The sequence below is a fragment of the Streptomyces pactum genome (genome assembly GCF_016031615.1).
Classification (GTDB): domain Bacteria; phylum Actinomycetota; class Actinomycetes; order Streptomycetales; family Streptomycetaceae; genus Streptomyces; species Streptomyces pactus.
In genome coordinates this window covers 3918564-3940929 of sequence record NZ_JACYXC010000001.1, presented here as the reverse complement: position 1 = coordinate 3940929, position 22366 = coordinate 3918564, and the positions used below count along the sequence as shown (strand labels likewise).

Sequence of the window (22366 nt, the reverse complement as noted above, 5' to 3'; positions counted from 1 at the left end):
CATGTCGAAGCGACGGGCGTTCGGCGCCGTACGCAAAGTGGTCACCCGGACCGGTGTGGTGGCCCGGGCCGGTCTCTTCCTGATCCTGGCCGTGATCGCGCTCGGCATGGGGGTCCCCCGGCAGGACGCGCAGGCCCTGTTCGACTCGTGCGACTTCACCGAGGACAGCCACAACCACCACGCGGACTTCCCCGGCGTGGCCTCCGAGGCCATGGTCCCGGCGATGAAGCAGTGGGAGGGGGACAGCAACCGGGAGGGCGGCAACTGGTCCAACTTCTTCACCGACGGCGACAAACTGCCCGGCTCGGCCGACAAGTACACCGTCTACGAGCTCGCCGGCATGCGCGGGCTCAACTGGTCGATGACCCAGCGGAACCGCACCGAGGCCCAGGACGCCGAGAAGGGCGACGGCGGACTCTTCGGTGACAGCCACGACGGCGAGAGCTGCTCGTGGACCAACGAGATCCAGAACGACATCGCGCAGTTCATGTTCGAGGGCACCAAGCTGTTCTCGCGCATTTCGATCAGCATCAAGGAATACGCCTCCGCGACCAGCCCGCTCGCCCCGCTCTACAACGGCACGGTGGAGCCGTTCAAGCCGGTGGACGAGGAGGAACGACGGAAGATGGAGGCCGAGGGCCTCGAACCGTCGGACGATCCCAAGAATTCCAGTGCCGTCCAGCGGCTCAACCACAACGTGTTCCGCGCCTTCGTCCCGGTCATGATCGTACTGACCGGTATCTGGGCGCTGACCAAACTGCGGCGCGGCGATATGCGCGCGGTGTGGGCCGGGGTGTCGTGGGCCGCGGTGGTGGTCATCGGGGTGACGGCTTTCCTGGTCGATCAGAACCACACCAAGTTCGTGGCGGCTGCCGACAAGTGGATCGCCCAGGGCAACGCGGCGCTCATGGAAGTGGTCCTGGGCAGTGCCACCGGTGCCCCCACCCCGCCGTGCGACCTCGGCGACGAGCCCAACCGCGGTGTGCGCGTGTCCAGTTGCGCCATGTACGACACGATGGTGTTCCGGCCCTGGGCCATCGGCCAGTTCGGCGGCGCCGGCCGGGAGACCATCGAATACACGGGCAAGGAGAAGTGCTATTTCGGCAGCGAGGACCGCTGCAAGGACCTCCGGGTGCGCCAGCTGATCGCCCAGGCGGTCACCAACCAGGACATCAACGGCCCGAATCTCCAGGGACACGGGCCGAAGGACTTCGAATGCGACTGGGACAACGATCCGCGGCCCGGCAATGACGACGTGTGGCTCTGGTGGGGGCTGGAGCCGGAGAGCCAGGAGGGCCGGCTGGACTCCTGGAAGGAATGCCAGTGGGTGGACCTGCGCATTCACGTCGCCAAGGAGCACCCGGAATTCTTCGACCAGTGGCGCGGCGCCAAGCCCGGCTCCCGGCTGAGCATCGCGACGTATTCCATCATCTCCTCGATATTCGTGGGGATCATGGTGATCGCACTCAGCTTCCTCACCCTGCTGTGGCATGCGGTCACGCTGCTGCTGGTGGTTCTGCTACCGCTGGTCGCCACCATCGCCATGCATCCCACCCAGCAGAAACTCCTGAAGGGCTGGCTGGAGACCTTCGCCCATTCCTTCGTGCTACGGGCGGGATTCGGCATCATCCTCACCATTCAGCTGTTCTTCTACCAGATCATCCTGACCACGGGCGCGCCGCTGCTCATGCAGCTGCTGATGCTCATCCTCGTCACGATCGCCATCGTCAAGCTGCTGAAGAACCTGGTGGCCGGGAAGTTCAGTCCGAAGATCGAGGGCGCCGATGACGCGCTGGGGGTCAAGGAGGCGGCCAACGCCGGCACCGACAAGGTCATCGGCAAGGCCGAGGGGGCGATCAACAAGGTGGGCGCCACGGCGGGCCGGGTCGCGGCGAGCGCCGCGACCGGTGTCGGGGGCGGCACCTTCGGCCTGGGGAAGGCCGTGGTCAAGCACGGCACCGGGCTGGCGCTGCAGAAGACGTGGGTCGGCCAGAAGGACTACCACAAGAAGATCGGCGTGGTGCAGAAGTACGACAAGATCAGGGAAAAGGTCGCGGAGCTGCGGATACGGAAGGCCCACTTCGAGGCGCTGAAGGACAACGAGCAGTTCGACCGCGACCAGGCGCTGGACCACGAGGATCGCGAGCGCGCCCGGCTGGAGCCGCAGGACCCGCCCCCCGCGTCGGCGGACGCCTGGTGGAACTCCCTCCAGGAGCGCGGCTGGCCGCGTCCGGTCGAGTGGCCGCCGAGCGGTGGGGCGTCCGGCGCCTCGGGCGGCGGGACGGGAACCGGCGCTCCGGGCCGGGTGCCCGCCGCCACGGCGGCCCAGGCCCCGTCCGCCCCGCAGGGCCAGACGTCCCCCGCCCCCCAGGCGCCGCCCGCCCCGCAGGCACCGTCCACCCCGCAGGGTCAGGCGCCGTCCGGCGGGTCCGGGCAGACGCAGGGCGCCGGTGACCCGGCGGGCGGGTCCGGAGCCCAGCAGCCTCCACGCGGCCGGCGGGTCTCGGCCAGCGGTGACGGGGACGGCGCGGGCGGCGCCGCCTGACCACCCGCCCGCCGGCCCCGCCCCCCGGGGCCGGCGGGCACCGCCTCCGGGTCCGCGCCGCGACAGCAGAGGATGGAGAGATGACCACAGCCGGAAAGCAGCAGGACCGCGCCGGGCACCGCACGCCGGACCGCACCAAGGACCGCGCCAAGGGCCGTGCGCGGGGCGGGGCCGCCGACGAGCGCGCCGGGGACAGGGCCGGGGCGCCCGACGAGCGCGCAGGGGACCGCGCCACCGGCGGCGTCCGCGGCCGGCTGGCCGCGCTGCCGCGCACGGTGGTCAGGGTGATCCGCCAGGACCGCGGTGACGACTTCGCCGTGCGGATGCTGCCCAGGGTCGTCCTCGGCCTGGCCGCCGTCTACACGCTCGTCCAGTTCGCCGCCTCCAGCGGCGGCGCGTTCATCGTGACCTGCGCCGGCCTGGTGCTCGGGCTGGTGGCGTGGTGGCTGCGCAAGCGCAAGCAGCTGGCCCTGGCGCTGGTCTCCACCACCGTCACGGTGGCCTCCACCGGGGTGCTGGTGCAGGGGCTGGACCGGGCGCAGGGGCTGTCGGAGTCGGCCGCCGGCTCGCAGGCGGTCTTCGGCTTCTGGGCCCTGGCCGGGATGGCGATCCTGGGCGCGTGGATCCCCAAGCAGCAGTCGGGCGGACGCGGCATGACGGTGCTCATCGCCGACGTGTGCCTGCTGCTGACGGCGTTCGCCGGAGCCTGGGTGCCGGACGGCGCGGTGTGGTTCGGCTTCCTGTCGGTCGTCGTCGTCCTGCTCCTGCGCAGCCGCGGCCCGCGGGCCAACCTCACCACGGCACAACGCGTGTTGGAGCGGATCCGGCCGCGCCGGCGGACCGTCCGGCCGGCCAGGAGCAGGAGCTGAGGCCGACCGTGACAATGTCTCAGTTCCGTTGCATGACGTCCCGGTTGAGTATCAGAGGCATCCCCTGGCCGGCAATGCTTTGTCGGGTGATTCGACCCTGCCCTAAAGTGCATCTTGATACTCGATCGCAACGGGGGCTCGGTGTCATGCTTGCTGTTCGTCGTCCCATGTTGTTCGGTGCTGGAGAAGAAGACGCCATAACCCTTCCGTGCCAGCGGCGTCCTGACCTGTTTCAGCACCCGGTGATGGATACATCGCCTTCCGCCATGAACAGTTCGGCGGCCGAATGGCGCACCTACGTCTCGCTCGTCGGTGAGGCCCGCACCCTGTGCGCGTCGTGCCCGCTGTGGGCGGAGTGCCTGCGTGACGCGGTGGTCTTCGCCGACCCCTACGGATACGCCGCGGCCACCACGCCCGCGGACCGGCGGTGGATGCGGCGCCGGCTGGGCGTCGGAGAACCGGACGGCTCCTTGAATGTCACCCCCAGCGACCGCTTGTCACCGAACGAAGTGGTGCGGCAGCGGCGTCGATTTCCCGAACCCAGTCAGCGGGAAATGGCCGCCGAACTCGGTTGCAGCCGGAGTACCGTCGCGCGCCGGTTGGCGAGTGAACGCGCAAAAGCCGCGGGCGGTGCGCACGGAGAAAAGAGCAGCCGTCCCGAGCCGGACATGAACGCGATTCTGGACGCTTTCGACGCCCTTCAGGAACAACTGGCCCGGGACGGCGGCATGACCGTCGGGATCGGGGGCGCGCTCGGGGCGCGGCAGCCGAAGCCCCAGAACTGCGGTCGGCCGGTGCGCCCCCTGCGCCCCTCCCTCGGACAGCCGGCCCCCCGCCCCGGCCGGCCCGGGCGTGCCGCGGGCCGAGGAGCCGGCCGAGACCATCTCGGTGTCCCTCAGCGACCCCGCCCTCGCGGTCAAGAAGGCCGTGCTCTGGCCGCTGCTGGGCGCGGCGGAGCCACCGCTGGAGCGGGCCGAGAAGCTGGTGGTGATGCTGGCCGCGGCCCCCGGCAGCACCGTGACGCCCGAGGACCTGGAACGCCTCGCCACCGCGCGCCGCACGCTGCGGTCCATGCTGCCGGCGAACGTGGCACGCCCCGTGGAGCTGGACATCAGGGGCACGGTCTCGGTGGACTCGGCGATGACCGACCCGGTCGGCGCCCTCCACCGGGCGCTGCTGCGGCCGCTGCTGGACACCCTCGTCGGGGTGCTCAAGAACATCGAGACTGTCATGGGCATGCTCATGGCAGTGCCGGTGCCCGGGATCACGACCGCCGACGTCGAGGCGATCCGGGGCGCGCGGAGCGTCCTGGAGGCCCAGCTGTCCCTGGCCGGCGCGGACCCCGCCCGAGCCACCGGCACGGCCGCCGCGGCCCCGGACGACCACCCGGAACCGGCGCCCGGGACCGGTGCGCGGACCAGCATCCGGCTGGCCGTCGAGGAGGCGCTGACCTCCGTCGTGGAACCCTTCGCCGTCAAGGACGTGCTGCGGGTGCTGGTGGAGCGGCTCGGCTACTCGCCGCTGCTCTACCGGGACCTGGGCAAGTCGGTGAGCAACGTGCTGTCCAACATGGTCCGGGCCGGGACGTTGACCCGGGTCAGCCGGGGCACCTACGTCCGCCCCCGGAACCCGGCTGCCGGAACGATTCCTCGGCAGGGGGTGCCGACCCATGAATGAGCCGGCCCGGCACGCCGGCGTCCAGCACGAGATGGCCCAGGTCCGGGTCTTCTCGCTGCACGCGGGCCTGGTCGACGGGGTGCCCATCACCGCTCCGCCGTTCGGCAACATCGAGGACGTGGTGATCTCCATCCTCCAGCAGCGCGCCCAGCAGTTCGGCCGCCCCACCGCGGCCCATGTCGTGGACGACCGGTACGGCAGCGGGATCCGCCTGCTCATCCACCCGGACGGCTCCACCGAGCCGCTCGACTAGACCACCGGCGCGGACACCGGCGACCCGGCCCGGCCGGACCGGCGCGGGCCCGGACGCCGGGCCCGCCCACTCCTCCCGCCGGTCCGACACGGCCCGGCGGGGACGGCCGGTCCGGACGCGAGGACGCCGCAGGGCCCGGACCGTCGTGGTCCGGGCCCTGCCCGCTGTTCGTCCCCCGCCGAGCCCGGGCCCGCCGGGCGCGCGTCCCGCGGAGACCGTGCCCCCGGGAACCCGGCGGCCGGCGGCCGGCGGCGGTCCGGCGACCGCCGCCCCGGTGCCGCTACGCCAGCTCGACCTCGACGGTCAGCTCGGCGCCCTCACCCTCCTGGATCACCAGGTCGGCCACGTTCCCGGCGGCCTTGACGTCCGCGACCACCAGCTCGATGTCGGCGAGCATGCCGGCCGGGGCCTGCACCACGGCCCGGGCGACCTCGGCGCGCATCGACACCTTGGCGGTGGACTTCGCCTTGCGGACCGCGGCGATGGCCGCGGCGGCGGCGTCCGCCAGCTCCGGTCGCCCGCCCTCGGCACCGTCCGCCAGCTCCGCGGCGGTCGGCCACGCGGCCAGGTGCACCGAGGAGTCGTGCGTCCACGACCACGTCTCCTCCGTGGTGTACGGCAGCACCGGCGCGAACATCCGGGTGACGATGTCCAGCGCGCGACGGAGCGTGACCCGGGCGGACTCGGCGCCCTCCTGGCCCTCCTTGCCGTACGCGCGCTCCTTGACCAGCTCCACGTAGTTGTCGCAGAAGAACCAGAAGAACCGCTCGATGGCGTCCAGCGCCGAGGTGTAGTCGAACCCCTCCAGCGCGGTGGTCGCCTCCTCCACCGTCCCGGCCAGCCGCGCCAGCAGCGCCCGGTCCAGCGGCACGGTGGTCCGCGCGTCGGCGGTGGGCGCGGGCAGCTGGAGCACGAAGCGGCTCGCGTTGAGCAGCTTCACCGCCAGCCGCCGGCCGATCTTCATCTGCTGCGGGTCGAAGGCGGTGTCCGTGCCCGGCCGGCCGCTGGCCGCCCAGTAGCGCACCGCGTCCGCGCCGTACTCGTCCAGCAGGTGCCCGGGGGTGACGACGTTCCCCTGGGACTTGGACATCTTCTTGCGGTCCGGGTCGAGGATCCACCCGGACAGCGCGGTGTGCTTCCACGGCGTGGTGCCGGCCTCCAGGTGGGACCGGACGACGGTGGTGAACAGCCAGGTGCGGATGATGTCGTGGCCCTGCGGGCGCAGGTCCATCGGGTACACCTGCCGGTACAGCTCCGGGTCGGAGAGCCAGCCGCAGGCGAGCTGCGGGCTCAGCGAGGAGGTCGCCCAGGTGTCCATGACGTCCGGCTCGCCCATGAAGCCGCCGGGCCGGTTCCGCTGCTCCTCGGTGTAGCCGGGCGGGCAGTCGGCGGACGGGTCCACCGGCAGCATCGACTCGTCCGGGACGATCGGCGCGGTGTAGTCGGGCTGGCCCTCGTCGTCCAGCTTGTACCAGACCGGGAACGGCACGCCGAAGAAGCGCTGCCGGCTGATCAGCCAGTCGATGTTGAGGCCCTGGACCCAGTCGTTGTACCGGGACCGCATGTGCGGCGGGTGCCACTCGATCTCCGCGCCGCGGGCCAGCAGCGCGTCGCGGTGCTGCACGGTCCGGATGAACCACTGGCGGCTGCTGACGATCTCCAGGGGCTTGTCGCCCTTCTCGAAGAACTTCACCGCGCGGGTGGTGGGCCGCGGTTCGCCGCTCAGGCTTCCGGCGTCGCGCAGCTCCTGGACGATCGTCTCCCGGGCGGTGTGCACCGTCTTGCCGACGATCCGGTCGTACAGCTCCTGGGCACGGGCCGGGTCCTCGCACGGCAGCGCCGAGAAGTCCATCGCCAGCAGCCGGCCGTTGCGACCGATGACGGTCCGCGTCGGCAGCTGCAGCTCACGCCACCACATCACGTCGGTCATGTCGCCGAAGGTGCAGATCATGGCGATGCCGCTGCCCTTCTCCGGGTCCGCGGCGGGGTGCGCGACGACGGGCACCTCGACCCCGAAGAGCGGGGAGCGGACCGTCCGGCCGACCAGCGACCGGTACCGCTCGTCCTCCGGGTGCGCCACCAGCGCCACACAGGCGGGGAGCAGCTCGGGGCGGGTCGTCTCGATGAAGACGTCCTCGTCTCCGTGCTTGAACGCCACCCGGTGGTACGCGCCGGAGACCTCCTTCTCGACGACCTCGGCGTTGGCCACCGCGGTCTGGAAGGACACGTCCCACATGGTGGGGGCCTCGGACTGGTACGCCTCGCCCCGCTCCAGCAGGTGGAGGAAGGCGGCCTGGGAGACCTTCTGGGCCTCCTTGCCGATGGTCGTGTACGTCATCGACCAGTCCACCGAGAGCCCCAGCTTGCGCCACAGCTCCTCGAAGACCTGCTCGTCCTCGGTGGTGAGCTTCTCGCACAGCTCCACGAAGTTCTGCCGCGAGATGCTGACCGCGGGGGCCTTCTTGTCCTTGCCGGTGCGCTCGGTGACCGGGGTGGGCGCCACGAAGTCCGGGTCGTACGGCAGCGACGGGTCGCAGCGCACGCCGTAGTAGTTCTGCACCCGGCGCTCGGTCGGCAGCCCGTTGTCGTCCCACCCCATGGGGTAGAAGACGTGCTTGCCGCGCATCCGCTGGAAGCGGGCGACGACGTCGGTGTGGGTGTAGCTGAACACGTGCCCCACGTGGAGCGAGCCGCTGACCGTGGGGGGCGGGGTGTCGATGGAGAATACGGCGTCGCGGCTGCCCGGCCGACCGAAGCGGTATACCTCAGCCTCGCTCCAGAACTGCGACCACTTCGCTTCCAGTCCGTCGAGCGAGGGCTTCTCCGGCAGCGGAGACCCGTAGCGCGTCACGCGACACACCCTTCCCAGTCAGTCGTACACCTTGAGGCAGCCGGCGGCACGGCCCGCCGGTGGCGGACGAGCCCGCCGGTGGCGGCCACTCCGCGCTCCGTGAGGAGTCCTCGTCCGTGGCGTCCGCGGCTGTGTGCGCGGAGACCGGCGAGTGGCGACTCTGCCCCATGCATAGTGTAGGGGGCGCCACCGCCGGCCCCGCCCGACATTTCCCCCGGACGCCCGCCGGGTCCCGGGGGCCGCGCGCCCGGCCCCGGCCGCACGGCCGCCGCGCCGGCCGCGTACGGTCCCCGGCCCCGGCCGCACGGGTGCGCCGGCTGCCGGCCCCCGCACGGTCGTCCGCCCCGGACGGGCACGGCCCCGGCCCCACCGAGTCACCGACCCCGGCCGCACGGGGTCACCGGCGGCGGCCGTCGGACGGCGGCCGCCGCGTCGTCGCCCCGGGACCTGCCGCACCGCCCGTCTCCGTCGCTCGCGCGCGCCACGTACGGTCACCCACCCGGCGGCCAGGCGGGCACGGCGGCACCTGCCCCGGCCGCACGGGGTGGCGGGGGCGGCGTTCAGCGGGTGGCGGACCGGTGGCGGTCCAGGACGCGGCGCTCGGCGTCGTCCACGTCCGCCCGCCCCTCCGGGTCGCCGCCCCGCGCGCGGACCGCGCCGCGCACCAGCGCCAGGTAGAACAGCGCCGGGGCGACCGGGGCCCACGCCTCGGTCCGGTGGATGAAGTCCAGCACCGGCTCCGGCTCGTTCGGGACGAAGGCGAACTCGTCGTGCTCCCACTTGTCCGCCACCCCCCGGCTCCACCGGGCGCGCAGGTCCTCCTCGCCGAGGTCGTCCAGGACCGCCCGGAAGAACGCCGCCCACTGGTTGTTCCGCACGTCCAGGCCGAAGCCGAGCAGTTCCAGGTCGACGCGGTCGCCGCGGTGCACCGCCAGTTCCTCGCGCAGCGCCCGGTACGCCACCTCGTGCAGGCTGATCCGGCCCTCCGAGGGGAGGTCGTGCACCGCCGACAGGCCCTCGTTGGCGGAGGAGTTCCAGCGGGACGCGTTCGGCCCGCCCGCCCGCGCGCTGCGGCGGGCGAAGAGCATCTTGCCGTCCCGGCCGGTCTCCACCGCCACGTTCACCCCGAAGCTGCACGTCATCCAGGACGGCGCGGCCACCGGGTCGGCCTCCTCCAGGTACCGGCCGCGCAGCGTGGTGCCGTCCGCCATCGGCCGTTCGAGGTTCCGTGCGGTGGCGAGGTGGTCGTAGTAGTCGGCATCGACGAGGGAGAGGGTGACCTGCGGCTCCTCGCCCGCGTGGGTGCGGGAGACGGTCAGCCCCTCCACCGCGAACCGCGGGTTGTTCCACCGGTACGGCTCCCCGGCCGCCTGCTTGCGGGCTTCCTCCTCCTCGACCTCCCGCCGCCAGGCGCGCACCTCGTCGGGCAGCCGGACCCGGCGGCTCTCGTGGCGGACGCGGACGTTCTCCGCGCCGATCGGCCGGGTGCCGTCCCCCTCGTAGAGGTGGCAGTCGGTCACCTTGCCCACGAGGGAGAACCTGTCTCGTCGCACCATCACATCGCCTTTCCGGGTCGGATGCCGGCCCAGCGTAGAGCCGGCCGGCGAGCGGCCCGGAGGCGGTGTGGCGGGTGCGCCGGCTCAGGCGTCCCGGGCCGCCCGCCACTCGGGGGCGAGCACCGACCAGATCTCCTGGTCGTGCCGCTCCCCGCGGTAGAGATAGCTCTGCCGCAGCACCCCCTCCCGGGTCATCCCCAGCCGCCGGGCGACGGCGATGCTGGGCGCGTTCCCGGAGGAGACCCACCACTCCACCCGGTGGATGCCGCGCTCCTCGACGGCCCAGTCGATCAGCACCCGCGCCGCCCGGGTCACCAGCCCCCGGCCCGCCGCCGCCGGCTCCAGCCAGCAGCCGGCCTCCGCGGTGCCCTGGGCGGTGTCCATGGTGCGCAGGATGACCGCGCCGACGAGCGTGCCGTCCGACCGGATGCCGCAGATCCGGCCGGTGTCGGCCGCGGCCTTCTCCGCGTACGAGGCGAGGTACGCGCGGCTGGACGCCAGGTCGGTGACGACGTCGGGCAGCCCGTTGTACCGCCCGATGAACTCCCGGCCCCGGTCGATGTGCGCCAGGAACTCCGCCGCCTGCCAGGGCTCCAGCGGACACAGCCGCGCGCCGTCGTCGCCCAGGGGTATCGCGTACATGTCGCCCTCCACGGTCGTACCTCGCGCCTCGTGCCCGGTGGCCTCGGGGAGGATCTTCCCACCCCGGTCGGCACGGGTGCGGCCCGCGTGGCACCGGCGGACCGGACCGGAAGGCGGGCAGAGGACGGGAACGGCGGCACGGAACGTGACGGACGCCTTACCGGAACTGGTGAGAAGTCGGGAAAAGTTCCGGGAACCGGCAGGATGTGCCCCTACGTCAACGATCACGGCTGCCCGCCCGGGGCAGTACCGCTTCCAGGGGGGACCATCCGATGAACCACGTCCGCCGCGGCAGAACGCTCGCCGCCACCGCCGTCGCCACCGTCCTGCTGCTCGCCGTGACCGGCTGCAACGAGGACGACCGCGCCGTGGACCCGTCGGCGTCCGCGCCCTCCGCGCCGCAGACCTCGAAGGCGGCACCGCCGTCCGCCACCCCGTCCACCACGCCTTCCGGCACCGCCACCCCCTCCGCCGGGACGGACGGCCGGCGCACGCTGGTGGACGCCGCACAGGCCGGCGGACTGACGCGGGTGACCGGCGACGGCGCGCTGAGCGACCTCCCGGTGGACCCGGGCGAGATGCGCGACGGGATGACGCTGGTCGCCGGCAACTACCGGGCGCCCGGGGACAGCGGCGCGCCGGTGCTCTTCGAGGGCGTGGACAACGTGCCCGAGGACACCTCGAAGCGGCGTGAGCACCTGTGGCGGGGCATGCTCGACCACGCCGGCTGGGACCCCGAGCTGGGGCAGCCGACGGCGGAGCCGGTGGCGGACGCCGGGGAGCTGGGCGGCTCGGTGGAGTGTCTGCTCGCCTCGTTGAGCGAGAGCGGCAACGTCATCTGCGGGTGGGCCGACGAGTCCACCGCCGCCGTGGCCCTCTTCCCGGACAGCACCCTGCCCGAGGCCGGCGCGCTCTTCGTACGGATGCGGGCGGACCTGGAACAGGTCGGCTGAACCCACCCCGGCGGACCGGTACGCCCCCCACCCGGCCACCGGATCCGGACCGCGACGACGGGACCGGACCCGGTCCGCCCCGGAGTCCCGCGGTTTCGGGGGCGAGGACCCCGGTCGGTGGCTGACGGCCCGGCCCGCCGCCCGCGCACGGCACCGGCCCGGCCCGGCCCGGCAACCGGGGACGGGGCCCGGCCGGCGGCCGTGACGTCCCCGCGGCAGCCCCCGGGTCGCCCGCCGGCGGGAACGGCGACGTCCCCCGGTCCGTGGTGAACGGTCCGGGGGACGCGGGGGCGGCGGTCCGGGGCGCCGGGCGCCGCCGGGCCCTCCGCCGTGGCTCCGACGCCGGGCGCGGCCTACTCCGCCGGCCGCTTGGGCCGCCAGACCACCAGCGCGCTCGCCTGCTGCACGTCCTGGTAGGGCACCAGGTCGCGGCGGTACGAGGCGTGCACCGCCGCCTCGCGCTGCCGCATCGCCGCCGCCGCGCCCTCCAGCGCCTGCTGGAGCTCGGCGACCCGCGCCTGGAGCGCGGCGACCTGGTTCTCCAGCTCGATGATGCGCTTGATGCCGGCGAGGTTGATCCCCTCGTCCTGCGACAGCTGCTGCACCTGGCGGAGCAGCTCGATGTCGCGCGCCGAGTAGCGGCGGCCCCGCCCCGCCGTGCGGTCCGGCGAGACCAGGCCCAGGCGGTCGTACTGCCGCAGGGTCTGCGGGTGCAGGCCCGAGAGCTGGGCCGCCACCGAGATGACGTACACCGGCGTCTCGTCCGTCAGCTCGTAGTACGGGTTGCGTCGCCGCCCGTCCCTGTTCGTCGGATCCATTGAGGTCATGCTCCCTTCGCGGCCTGGAACAGCTCCGCACGCGGGTCCTCACCCGCGGTGGCCTCCCGGTAGGACTCCAGCGCCTCGCGGGCCTTGTCGCTGAGTTCCTTGGGCACGGCGACCTCGATGGTGACCAGCAGGTCGCCATGGGTGCCGTCCTTGCGCACCGCACCCTTGCCGCGGGCGCGCATGGTGCGCCCGCTGGGGGTGCCGGCCGGCAGCTTCAGGGTGACCGGCGGCCCGCCCAGGGTCGGCACCTTCACCTCACCACCGAGCGCGGCCTCGGTGAAGGTGACCGGCACGGTGACGGTCAGGTTGTCGCCCTTGCGGCCGAACACCGGGTGGGACTCGACGTGGACCACCACGTACAGGTCGCCGGCCGGCCCGCCGGTCTCCCCGGGCGCGCCCTTGCCGCGCAGCCGGATGCGCTGCCCGTCGCTGACGCCCGCCGGGATGCGGACCTGCATGGTGCGCGCGGAGCGGGCGCGCCCGCTGCCCTTGCACACGTCGCAGGGGTTCTCCGCGATCAGGCCCCGGCCGCGGCAGTCCGCGCACGGGTCGGTGAGCGAGAAGCCGCCGCCCGCGCCCCGGGTGACCTGGCCGGTGCCCACACAGGTCGGGCAGACCCGCGGGGTGCCGTTCTTGTCGCCGGTGCCCGCGCAGGCCTTGCACGGGGCCTGGCTGGACATCCGCAGCGGGACGGTGGCGCCCTCGACCGCCTCGGTGAAGCTCAGCGTCACCTCGGACTCCACGTCCTGGCCGCGGCGCGGCTGCGGACGCCCGGCGCCCCGGTTGAACAGGCCGCCGAAGACGTCGCCGAGCCCGCCGCCGAAGCCGCCGGCACCGCCGCCCGGCCCGCCGCCGCCCCCGAAGAGGTCGCCGAGGTCGAAGTTGAAGGTGCCGGTGGATCCCGCGCCGCCCGGCCCCGCGCGGAAGCCGCCGTTGCCGAACAGGGCCCGCGCCTCGTCGTACTCCTTGCGCCGCTTGGGGTCGCTGAGCACGTCGTTCGCCTCGGAGATCTCCTTGAAGCGCTCCTCGGCGGTGGCGTCGGACTTGTTGGCGTCCGGGTGGTACTCGCGGGCGAGCTTCCGGTACGCCTTCTTGATCTCCGCCTCGGTGGCGTCCTTCGGGACACCGAGGACCTTGTACAGATCCTTCTCCAGTACATCCCTGCTGAGGCTCATCCTCGGTGTCCCTCCTCTCTCGCAGTGGCCGCCCGGACCGGGGCCGGCCCGGCCGGGCCGCGCCCGTCCGTGCCTGCCCCGGCTATACCCGACCGTCCGGTGTCAGCCGTCACCTCAGCCCTCTTCCGGGCCACCGCTCTCCTCGTCGGCGGCCGTCTCGTCGGACTTGCCCTGGGCGCCCGGCTGGGGCTCGGCGACCGCGACCCGCGCGGGGCGGATGGTCCGCTCGCCGATGCGATACCCCGGCTGCAGGATCTGCACGCACGTGGTCTCGGTGACGTCCGGCGCGTAACTGTGCATCAGCGCCTCGTGCACCAGCGGGTCGAAGGGCTCGCCCTCCTTGCCGAACTGCTGCAGGCCCAGCTTGGCGACGACCGTCTCCAGCGACTCGGCCACCGACTTGAAGCCGCCGACCAGCTCGCCGTGGTCGCGGGCGCGACCGATGTCGTCGAGCACCGGCAGCAGCTCGCCGAGCAGGTTCGCGACCGCGATCTCCTTGACCGTGGCCCGGTCCCGCTCCACCCGTCGGCGGTAGTTCTGGTACTCCGCCTGGAGCCGCTGGAGGTCCGCGGTGCGCTCGCCGAGCGCCGCGCGGGCCTGGTCCAGCTGCGCCTGGAGGCCGGTCTCCTGCTGCTCGTCACCGGCCTTCGGGCCCCCCTTGTCCGAGGGCCCGGCGGCCTGCGCCGTGTCGTCCGTGTCCTTCGCGGCTTCGGGAGAAACGTCGGGCTTCTCCTCAAAGCCCGGTGTCTCCTCGGTCACGCCGCACCGCCCTTGCCGGTCTTCTCGTCGTCGACGATCTCGGCGTCCACGACGTCGTCGTCCGCCTTGGCCTGGCCGGCCCCGGCGGCACCCGCGCCGTCACCCGCCGCCTGCGCGCCCTGGGCGTCGGCGTACAGCGCCTGGCCGAGCTTCTGGCTGACCGCGGCGACCTTCTCGGTGGCGGTGCGGATCTCGGCGGAGTCCTCGCCCTTGAGCTTCTCCTTCAGCTCGCCGACCGCGGTCTCGACCTCGGTCTTCACCTCGGCCGGGACCTTCTCCTCGTTGTCCTTGAGGAACTTCTCGGTCTGGTACACGAGCTGCTCGGCCTGGTTGCGGGTCTCGGCGGCCTCGCGGCGGCGGTGGTCCTCCTCCGCGTACTGCTCGGCCTCCTGGCGCATCCGGTCGACCTCGTCCTTCGGCAGCGAGGAGCCGCCGGTGACGGTCATCTTCTGCTCCTTGCCGGTGCCCAGGTCCTTCGCGGCCACGTGCATGATGCCGTTGGCGTCGATGTCGAAGGTGACCTCGATCTGCGGCACGCCGCGCGGGGCCGGCGGCAGGCCGGTCAGCTCGAACATGCCGAGCTTCTTGTTGTACGCGGCGATCTCGCGCTCGCCCTGGTAGACCTGGATCTGCACCGACGGCTGGTTGTCCTCGGCCGTGGTGAAGATCTCCGACCGCTTGGTCGGGATGGTGGTGTTCCGCTCGATCAGCTTGGTCATGATGCCGCCCTTGGTCTCGATGCCCAGGGACAGCGGGGTGACGTCGAGCAGCAGGACGTCCTTGACCTCGCCCTTGAGGACACCGGCCTGGAGCGAGGCGCCGATGGCGACGACCTCGTCCGGGTTGACGCCCTTGTTGGCCTCCTTGCCGCCGGTCAGCTCCTTGACCAGCTCGGAGACGGCGGGCATCCGGGTGGAGCCGCCGACCAGGACCACGTGGTCGATCTCGGACAGGCTGATGCCGGCGTCCTTGATGACGTTGTTGAACGGGGTCTTGCAGCGCTCCAGCAGGTCCGCGGTGAGCTGCTGGAACTGGGCGCGGGTGAGCTTCTCGTCCAGGTGCAGCGGGCCCTCGGCGGAGGCCGTGATGTACGGCAGGTTGATCGAGGTCTCGGTGGACGAGGACAGCTCGATCTTGGCCTTCTCCGCCGCCTCGCGCAGGCGCTGGAGGGCCATCTTGTCCTTGGACAGGTCCACGCCGTGACCGGACTGGAACTGCTTGACCAGGTAGTCCACGATCCGCTGGTCCCAGTCGTCACCACCGAGGTGGTTGTCACCGTTGGTGGCCTTCACCTCGACCACGCCGTCGCCGATCTCCAGCAGCGAGACGTCGAAGGTGCCGCCACCGAGGTCGAAGACGAGGATGGTCTGGTCGTCCTTCTCCAGACCGTAGGCGAGCGCGGCCGCGGTCGGCTCGTTGACGATGCGCAGGACGTTGAGGCCCGCGATCTCACCGGCCTCCTTGGTGGCCTGGCGCTCGGAGTCGTTGAAGTACGCCGGGACGGTGATGACGGCGTCGGTGACCTTCTCACCCAGGTACGCCTCGGCGTCCCGCTTCAGCTTCTGCAGGATGAAGGCGCTGATCTGCTGGGGGTTGAAGTCCTTGCCGTCCAGGCCGATCTTCCAGTCGGTGCCCATGTGGCGCTTGACCGACCGGATGGTCCGGTCCACGTTGGTCACCGCCTGGCGCTTGGCGACCTCACCGACCAGCACCTCGCCGTTCTTGGCGAAGGCCACGACGGACGGCGTGGTCCTGGCGCCCTCGGCGTTGGTGATGACGGTGGGCTCACCGCCTTCGAGAACACTGACGACGGAGTTCGTCGTACCCAGGTCGATGCCGACCGCACGTGCCATGTCGCAATCCTCCAGCTACAGCATTGAGTGGAACAGGCTCAAGGGTGCCTGACCGACCCGCCGCTGTCAACAGACATGAGTCGACCCGGCTCAGGTTTTATACGGCCCTTATCCGCAGCGCCGTGAGCGGGGACACTGGAGGTGGCCGCGCGGGCCGGAACCGAACCGGGCCAGGGCACCCTGAGCGACACAGATCACCGGCGGGGCCGACTGCGCGGGTACCGATTCCTCGGTAATCTCGGCAGAGACCGGGTAAGTTACTGCTTAGTAATCAATCGTCATCACCGCTCTCGCAGGTTCGAGGAGCCCCCAATGCAACTCGCCGCGATCATCGTGTCGCTGGTCCTCATCGCGGTCGGCGTCGCCCTGTTCGGCCGCGCCATCCTGCAGATCTACCGCCACATGCGGCTGGGCCAGCCGGTCCCCGCGGGCTCCCGGACCGACGACCCCGTCCAGCGCACCGTCACCGTGGTCAAGGAGTTCCTCGGCCACACCCGGATGAACAAGTGGGGCATCGTCGGTGTCGCGCACTGGTTCGTGGCGGTGGGCTTCTTCTCCCTGCTGCTGACCATCGTCAACGCCATCGGCCAGCTCTTCCGGTCGGACTGGCTGCTGCCGGTCATCGGCGGCTGGCTGCCGTGGGAGATGTTCACCGAGTTCATGGGCCTGATGACGACGGTGGGCATCCTGGTCCTGATCGTCATCCGGCAGCTGAACCGGCCCGGCCGGCCCGGCCGCAAGTCGCGCTTCGCGGGCTCCAACACCGGCCAGGCGTACTTCGTCGAGACCGTCATCCTCATCGTCGGCATCTCGATCATGACGCTGCACGCGCTGGAGGGCGCCCAGCACGGCGTGGACGGCTACGAGGCCGGCTTCTTCGCCTCGTACCCGCTGGTGGCGCTCTTCGACGGGATGAGCGTCGAGACGCTGCAGAACCTCACCTACTTCTTCGCGATGGTGAAGATCTCGACGTCGTTCATCTGGATGATCACGGTCTCCCTCAAGACCGACATGGGCATCGCCTGGCACCGCTTCCTCGCCTTCCCGAACATCTGGTTCAAGCGCGAGTCCAGCGGTGACGTGGCGCTGGGCGCCGTCCCGCCGATGACCTCCGGCGGCAAGCCGATCGACTTCGAGGACCCGGGCGAGGACGACCAGTTCGGCGTCTCGCAGATCGAGCACTTCTCCTGGAAGGGCCTGCTCGACTTCTCCACCTGCACCGAGTGCGGGCGCTGCCAGTCGCAGTGCCCGGCCTGGAACACCGGCAAGCCGCTCTCCCCCAAGCTGCTGATCATGGCGCTGCGGGACCACGCGCACGCCAAGGCCCCCTACCTGCTCGCCGGCGGCGGCAAGGACGCCGAGGGCGAGGAGAAGGCCACCGCCGAGCAGCTGGCGGACGTCCCCGCGTCCGCGCTCGCCGAGGCCGAGCGCCCGCTGATCGGGACGCTGGAGGAGAACGGCGTCATCGACCCGGACGTGCTGTGGTCCTGCACCACCTGCGGCGCCTGCGTCGAGCAGTGCCCGGTGGACATCGAGCACGTGGACCACATCGTGGACATGCGCCGCTACCAGGTCATGATCGAGTCCAGCTTCCCCAGCGAGGCCGGCACGATGCTGAAGAACCTGGAGAAGAAGGGCAACCCCTGGGGCCTGGCGAAGAAGCAGCGGCTGCAGTGGACCAAGGAGGTGGACTTCGAGGTCCCGGTCGTCGGCAAGGACATCGAGGACCTCACCGAGGTGGACTACCTGTACTGGGTGGGCTGCGCCGGTGCCCTGGAGGACCGCGCCAAGAAGACCACCAAGGCGTTCGCCGAGCTGCTGCACATCGCCGGCGTGAAGTTCGCGATCATGGGCGGCGACGAGGCGTGCACCGGTGACTCCGCGCGCCGGCTGGGCAACGAGTTCCTCTTCCAGCAGCTGGGACAGCAGAACGTCGAGATGCTCAACATGGCCTTCGGCGAGGACTCCGAGGACGAGTCCACCCGGAAGCCGAAGTCGAAGAAGAAGATCGTCGCGACCTGCCCGCACTGCTTCAACACCATCGCCAACGAGTACCCCCAGCTCGGCGGCGAGTTCGAGGTCATCCACCACACCCAGCTGCTCCAGCACCTCATCGACGAGGGCAGGCTGGTCCCGGTCACCCCGGTCGAGGGGCTGATCACCTACCACGACCCGTGCTACCTGGGCCGCCACAACAAGGTCTACACCCCGCCGCGCGAGATCATCGCCAAGGTGCCGGGCCTGCGGAACGAGGAGATGCACCGCCACAAGGAGCGCGGCTTCTGCTGCGGCGCCGGCGGCGCGCGGATGTGGATGGAGGAGCGGATCGGCAAGCGCATCAACAACGAGCGCGTGGACGAGGCGCTGTCGCTCAACCCGGACATCGTCTCCACCGCCTGCCCGTTCTGCCTGGTGATGCTCACCGACTCGGTCAACGGCAAGAAGAACGACGGCAAGGCCAAGGAGTCGCTCCAGGTCGTGGACGTCTCCCAGCTGCTGCTGGAGTCGGTCAAGACCCCGGCCGGTCCGGACGGCGCCGGTGAGGCGGCCGACGGCGCGGACGCGCCCTCCGGCGGCAGTGCCGACGGACAGCCGGAGCCGGTGAAGTAGTCCCGGCTCCACCCCGGCCCCACCGGCGGCCGGTCCCGGCGGATCCACTCCGCGGGACCGGCCGCCGGCGTTTTCCGGTCCGGCCGCCCGCCCGGGGGGTACGGGCGAGCCGCCGCCGGGGGTACGGGGGTGCGGCACCCCGGTCACGGGGGGTGGTCGGGGTGGTCCGGGTGCGGCCCCCGAGGCGCCGGGCCACGGCCGTGGGTCGCCGCGGGCACGGCCGTGAGCACGGGGGGTACGGCCCGCGGGGGGCCCGGAGGCGCGGCCGGTGCGGCGCCCGCCGGTGTGCCCGCCCCGCCGGTCACCGGGGGCGCGGCAGACCCGCCGCCGTGCCCCCGTCCGCTCCGGTCACTTGGGACGCGGCAGCGCCTGCTCGGCCCAGATCACCTTGCCGTCGGCGGTGTAGCGGGTGCCCCAGCGGTCGGCCAGCTGGGAGACGAGGAACAGGCCGCGGCCGCCCTCGTCGGTGCCGGCCGCGTACCTCAGGTGCGGGGCGGTGCTGCTGGCGTCCGACACCTCGCAGATCAGCGTCCGGTCGCAGAGCAGCCGCACCCGGACGTGGCCCGACGCGTGCCGGATGGCGTTGGTGACCAGCTCGCTGAGGATCAGCTCGGTGCTGAACACGGCGTCGCTCAGGCCCCACACCGCGAGCCGCTCGGCCACCGCCGCCCGCACCCGGGCCACCTCCGCCGGGTCCGGTGGCAGCTCCCAGCAGGCGATCCGCTCCGGGGACAGCACCCGCGTACGGGCCACGATGAGCGCCACGTCGTCGCTCGGCCGGCTCGGCAGCAGGGCGTCCAGCACCACCTGGCAGGTCTGCTCGGGGGTGCGGTCGGCCGCCTCCAGGGACCGGCGCAGCAGCTCCAGCCCCACGTCGATGTCCCGGTCGCGCCGTTCCACCAGCCCGTCGGTGTACAGCACGATGCTGCTGCCCTCGGGCACCTCGAACTCCGCCGTCTCGAACGGCAGCCCGCCCACCCCCAGCGGCGGGCCGACCGGCAGGTCCACGAACTCCACCGCCCCGCCGGGGTGCACCAGGGCGGGCGGCGGGTGCCCGGCCCGGGCCATGGTGCAGCGCCGGGAGACCGGATCGTAGATCGCGTACACGCAGGTCGCGCCGGTGATCGCCTTGGCCGGCGACTCGTCCTCCGCGTCCTCCAGGTCGATGTCGGCGATCAGCTCGTCGAGGTGGGTGAGGAGTTCGTCCGGGGGCAGGTCGAGGGTGGAGAAGTTGTGCACCGCGGTACGGAGCCGGCCCATCGTGGCCGCCGCGTGCAGCCCGTGCCCCACCACGTCCCCCACCACCAGCGCCACCCGGGCCCCGGACAGCGGGATCACGTCGAACCAGTCGCCGCCCACCCCGGACTGCGCCGGGAGGTAACGGTAGGCGACGTCGAGCGCGTGCTGTTCGGGCAGCACCCGGGGCAGCAGGCTGCGCTGCAGCGTCACGGCCATGGTGTGCTCGCGGGTGTAGCGGCGGGCGTTGTCGATGCTCACCGCGGCCCGGGCCACCAGCTCCTCGGCGAGCGACAGGTCCTCGTCCTCGAACGGGGCCTGCCGCGACCGCCAGAAGCTGGCCACGCCGAGGATCACCCCGCGGGCCCGCAGCGGTACCGCGATCATGGAGTGGATGCCGAATTCGACGATCCGCCGGGCCCGCTCCACGTCCTGGTCCTGCCACCCGTTGAACGCCGCGAGGTCCGGTTCCAGGGCCGCCCGGCCGGTCCGGTAGGCCACGCCGCGCGGGGTGGACGGCACCAGCCGGATCAGCCGGCCGAGCGCGTACAGCGGGGCGTCCTTGCTGATGCCGCTCACCGCGGTGCGCCGCAGCCCGGTCTGGTCGGTCGGTTCCTCGCCGCCGAGCACCGCGTCCGCCAGGTCCACGGTGACGTGGTCGGCGAACGTCGGCACCGCGTACTCGGCCAGCTCCTCGGCGGTCCGCACCACGTCCAGCCCGGTGCCGATCCGCACGCTCGCGTCGTACAGCAGTTCGAGCCTCTTGCGGGCTTCCTCGACCTTGCCGGTGAGCGCGTGCAGCTCGGTGGTGTCGCGCAGGGTGGCGACGCCGCCGCCGGGCGGTCCCCCGTACTGGGCGGTGGGCCGGTGGCTGACCGACAGCAGCCGCTCCCCGGCCTCGTGCACCTCGTCGGTGGCCGCCCGGCCGGAGGCGAGCAGCGATGCGGCGCGCGGGTTCAGGCCCAGCTCCCAGATCCGGCGGCCCTCGGCGTCGTGCGGCAGCTCCAGCAGCCGGCGCGCCTCGTCGTTGGCGAGCACCAGCCGGGCGTCCTCGCCGACGATCAGCACCCCCTCGCGGACCGCGTGCAGCACCGCGTCGTGGTGCTCGTACATCCGGGTCATCTCGCCCGGGTCCAGACCGTGGGTCTGCCGCCGCACCCGCCTGCTGACCAGGGCGGTGCCTCCGGTGGCGAGCAGCAGCGCGGCGATCGCGACGCCGAAGAGCAGCGGCAGTTCGCGCTCCGCCGCCCCGCTGACCCGGTCGACGGAGATCCCGGCGGCGACCAGGGCGACCACGGTGCCGTCCCGGTCGGTGACCGGCACCACGGCCCGCACCGAGGGGCCCAGGGTGCCGGTGAAGGTCTCCACGACCTGCCGGCCGCGCCGGGCGGGCTCGGTCGTCCCCCGGAACCGGCCGCCGATCCGGTCCGGCCTGGGGTGGGTGTAGCGGATGCCGTCCGGCGTCATCACCACGAGGAAGTCCACGCCGGCCGCCTTGCGGGCCGCCTCCGCGCGCGGCTGGAGCAGCGCGGTGGGGTCCCGGCTGCGCAGCGCCGTCACCAGCCCCGGGGACTCCGCGAAGGTCACCGCGACCGCCAGCGACCGGTGCCGGGCCTCCCGGTCGGTGTTGTTGCGCGACTGGATCACCAGCGCCGCGACCGCCCCGAGGACGATCAGCAGGACCACGACCACCTGGAGGACGAAGACCTGGCCGGCGACGCTGCGCACCCCGCAGGACGACCGCAGGCTCCGGCTGCGCGGACCCCGCCGGCCGCCCGGGCCCGACTCCGGTGGTCCGGACGGTGGCGTGTCCGGCCGCCCCGGGCCCGGTCGCGCCCGCCCGGGCGGCGGGGTGTCCGGGCGGCGCGAACCGGGCCGGGTGGCGTCCGGCGGTCCGCACCGCCGGGGATCAAGCCGCCGGCCGTCGGACCGCGGCGAGCCGGGCCGCTCGGGGCCGGACCGCTCGGGGCCGGACCGCTCGGGGCCGGGCCGCTGGGGGCCCGGCCGTACGCCGTCCGGGTCCGGCCGGTCGGTACCGGCCCGCCCGGCGGGTGACCACTGTTCGCCCGACCGTCCCCCGTCCGGCCACTCCACGGGCGGCCGGTCCGGCACCGAGGGCTCCGGGAGGAGCCCGTCGGGCAGGTCACCGGCTCCGTGCGAGGGCCGCCGGCAGGACGCGTCCGGCTCTGCCTCGGCGGGCGGACGCCCGCGTCCGTCGAGCATCGGACTACGCCGCGTCCGCTAACCGTCGCGTGGCGTGACAATTCCTGCCCATATCCAGATCAGACATGACCGTTCCCCCGTTCACTGCCCTCTCGGACCCGGCAACCCAGATCTTCGCCACCAACTCACCTGTATCACAACAGACTTGACGACCTCGGCAGCTTCATGTCCAGCTTCCGGGAACCGGAACACGACGTACCGCACCACCCGGTAAAAGGGCGGGGATTCTAGCACGCTCGCCCGATCCGCCCCGTTCCGGAAAACCACCCGGACCCGCGCCGCACACCGCCCCCGCGGGCCCCGCGCACCGCCCGTACCTCGCCCGACGGCTCCTCAC

Annotated in this window: 15 protein-coding genes and 1 pseudogene; 7 read left to right on the top strand and 9 right to left on the bottom strand. The window is 72.5% G+C overall.

The features are described 5' to 3' along the window. Position 1: 1 nt before the first annotated feature. The 3 genes and pseudogenes from IHE55_RS15640 to IHE55_RS33520 all read left to right on the top strand — a co-directional run. A complete protein-coding gene (locus IHE55_RS15640) occupies positions 2–2545 on the top strand; it encodes a hypothetical protein (protein WP_197989584.1) in 2544 nt (847 codons plus the stop codon). An 80-nt stretch (positions 2546–2625) separates the two neighbouring features. Further along, positions 2626–3414, top strand: coding sequence for a hypothetical protein (locus tag IHE55_RS15635; protein WP_197989583.1), 789 nt, complete (start codon positions 2626–2628; stop codon positions 3412–3414). Between the two features lie 14 nt (positions 3415–3428). Further along, positions 3429–3788, top strand: a pseudogene (locus IHE55_RS33520) (hypothetical protein); the annotation flags it as partial. Between the two features lie 123 nt (positions 3789–3911). Here IHE55_RS33520 and IHE55_RS31325 read toward each other — a convergent pair. After that, positions 3912–4298, bottom strand: a complete 387-nt coding sequence (locus tag IHE55_RS31325) for a hypothetical protein (protein WP_232265580.1) — start codon at positions 4296–4298, stop codon at positions 3912–3914. Positions 4299–4302: 4 nt separating this feature from the next. Between IHE55_RS31325 and IHE55_RS31320 the strand changes: the two genes are divergently transcribed. Both IHE55_RS31320 and IHE55_RS15625 read left to right on the top strand, forming a co-directional pair. Beyond that, positions 4303–5091: a hypothetical protein gene (locus tag IHE55_RS31320; protein WP_232265579.1), complete on the top strand. Its 789-nt coding sequence runs from the start codon at positions 4303–4305 to the stop codon at positions 5089–5091. Next, complete coding sequence (locus IHE55_RS15625) at positions 5084–5344, top strand: hypothetical protein (protein ID WP_197989582.1); 261 nt, start codon at positions 5084–5086, stop codon at positions 5342–5344. Before IHE55_RS31320 ends, IHE55_RS15625 begins: the two co-directional genes overlap by 8 nt. A 280-nt stretch (positions 5345–5624) precedes the next feature. Here IHE55_RS15625 and valS read toward each other — a convergent pair whose 3' ends face one another. The 3 genes from valS to IHE55_RS15610 form a co-directional block, all read right to left on the bottom strand. Then, a complete protein-coding gene (valS, locus tag IHE55_RS15620) occupies positions 5625–8195 on the bottom strand; it encodes a valine--tRNA ligase (RefSeq protein ID WP_307826679.1) in 2571 nt (856 codons plus the stop codon). A gap of 560 nt (positions 8196–8755) precedes the next feature. Continuing rightward, positions 8756–9751 carry a translation initiation factor 2 gene (locus tag IHE55_RS15615; RefSeq protein WP_197989581.1) on the bottom strand — a complete coding sequence of 332 codons (996 nt, stop codon included), beginning with the start codon at positions 9749–9751 and terminating at the stop codon, positions 8756–8758. Positions 9752–9835: 84 nt separating this feature from the next. Further along, positions 9836–10393 (bottom strand): GNAT family N-acetyltransferase, encoded by a 558-nt coding sequence (locus tag IHE55_RS15610; RefSeq protein ID WP_197989580.1) that lies wholly within the window; start codon positions 10391–10393, stop codon positions 9836–9838. A gap of 272 nt (positions 10394–10665) precedes the next feature. On the opposite strand from IHE55_RS15610, the gene IHE55_RS15605 reads away from it, so the two are divergent. Then, positions 10666–11346, top strand: a complete 681-nt coding sequence (locus IHE55_RS15605) for a hypothetical protein (protein WP_197989579.1) — start codon at positions 10666–10668, stop codon at positions 11344–11346. 353 nt (positions 11347–11699) lie between these two features. Here the strand turns inward: IHE55_RS15605 and IHE55_RS15600 are convergent, their stop codons facing one another. The 4 genes from IHE55_RS15600 to dnaK all read right to left on the bottom strand — a co-directional run bounded on the left by IHE55_RS15600 (position 11700) and on the right by dnaK (position 15960). Next, on the bottom strand, positions 11700–12164 hold the full coding sequence (locus tag IHE55_RS15600; RefSeq protein WP_197989578.1) for a heat shock protein transcriptional repressor HspR: 465 nt from the start codon (positions 12162–12164) through the stop codon (positions 11700–11702). Positions 12165–12169: 5 nt separating this feature from the next. Then, positions 12170–13348: a molecular chaperone DnaJ gene (gene dnaJ, locus IHE55_RS15595; protein ID WP_197989577.1), complete on the bottom strand. Its 1179-nt coding sequence runs from the start codon at positions 13346–13348 to the stop codon at positions 12170–12172. Positions 13349–13462: 114 nt separating this feature from the next. Next, positions 13463–14107 (bottom strand): nucleotide exchange factor GrpE, encoded by a 645-nt coding sequence (gene grpE, locus IHE55_RS15590; RefSeq protein WP_197989576.1) that lies wholly within the window; start codon positions 14105–14107, stop codon positions 13463–13465. Beyond that, positions 14104–15960 carry a molecular chaperone DnaK gene (gene dnaK, locus IHE55_RS15585; RefSeq protein WP_197989575.1) on the bottom strand — a complete coding sequence of 619 codons (1857 nt, stop codon included), beginning with the start codon at positions 15958–15960 and terminating at the stop codon, positions 14104–14106. The genes grpE and dnaK overlap by 4 nt, the downstream gene beginning before the upstream one ends. Positions 15961–16272: 312 nt before the next feature. Here dnaK and IHE55_RS15580 point away from each other — a divergent pair, with 312 nt between their 5' ends. Next, positions 16273–18570, top strand: coding sequence for a (Fe-S)-binding protein (locus IHE55_RS15580; protein ID WP_232265578.1), 2298 nt, complete (start codon positions 16273–16275; stop codon positions 18568–18570). A gap of 348 nt (positions 18571–18918) precedes the next feature. Here IHE55_RS15580 and IHE55_RS15575 read toward each other — a convergent pair whose 3' ends face one another. Next, positions 18919–21534 (bottom strand): SpoIIE family protein phosphatase, encoded by a 2616-nt coding sequence (locus IHE55_RS15575; RefSeq protein ID WP_307826678.1) that lies wholly within the window; start codon positions 21532–21534, stop codon positions 18919–18921. Positions 21535–22366 lie beyond the last annotated feature (832 nt).

Coding starts and splice junctions, on each gene's coding strand:
- dnaK (WP_197989575.1), bottom strand. CDS start 15,960: ATGGCACGTGCGGTCGGCATCGACCTGGGTACGACGAACTCCGTCGTC.
- IHE55_RS15580 (WP_232265578.1), top strand. CDS start 16,273: ATGCAACTCGCCGCGATCATCGTGTCGCTGGTCCTCATCGCGGTCGGC.
- IHE55_RS15625 (WP_197989582.1), top strand. CDS start 5,084: ATGAATGAGCCGGCCCGGCACGCCGGCGTCCAGCACGAGATGGCCCAG.
- IHE55_RS15605 (WP_197989579.1), top strand. CDS start 10,666: ATGAACCACGTCCGCCGCGGCAGAACGCTCGCCGCCACCGCCGTCGCC.
- dnaJ (WP_197989577.1), bottom strand. CDS start 13,348: ATGAGCCTCAGCAGGGATGTACTGGAGAAGGATCTGTACAAGGTCCTC.
- IHE55_RS15610 (WP_197989580.1), bottom strand. CDS start 10,393: ATGTACGCGATACCCCTGGGCGACGACGGCGCGCGGCTGTGTCCGCTG.
- IHE55_RS15640 (WP_197989584.1), top strand. CDS start 2: ATGTCGAAGCGACGGGCGTTCGGCGCCGTACGCAAAGTGGTCACCCGG.
- IHE55_RS15615 (WP_197989581.1), bottom strand. CDS start 9,751: ATGGTGCGACGAGACAGGTTCTCCCTCGTGGGCAAGGTGACCGACTGC.
- IHE55_RS15600 (WP_197989578.1), bottom strand. CDS start 12,164: ATGGATCCGACGAACAGGGACGGGCGGCGACGCAACCCGTACTACGAG.
- IHE55_RS31325 (WP_232265580.1), bottom strand. CDS start 4,298: ATGGTCTCGGCCGGCTCCTCGGCCCGCGGCACGCCCGGGCCGGCCGGG.
- IHE55_RS15635 (WP_197989583.1), top strand. CDS start 2,626: ATGACCACAGCCGGAAAGCAGCAGGACCGCGCCGGGCACCGCACGCCG.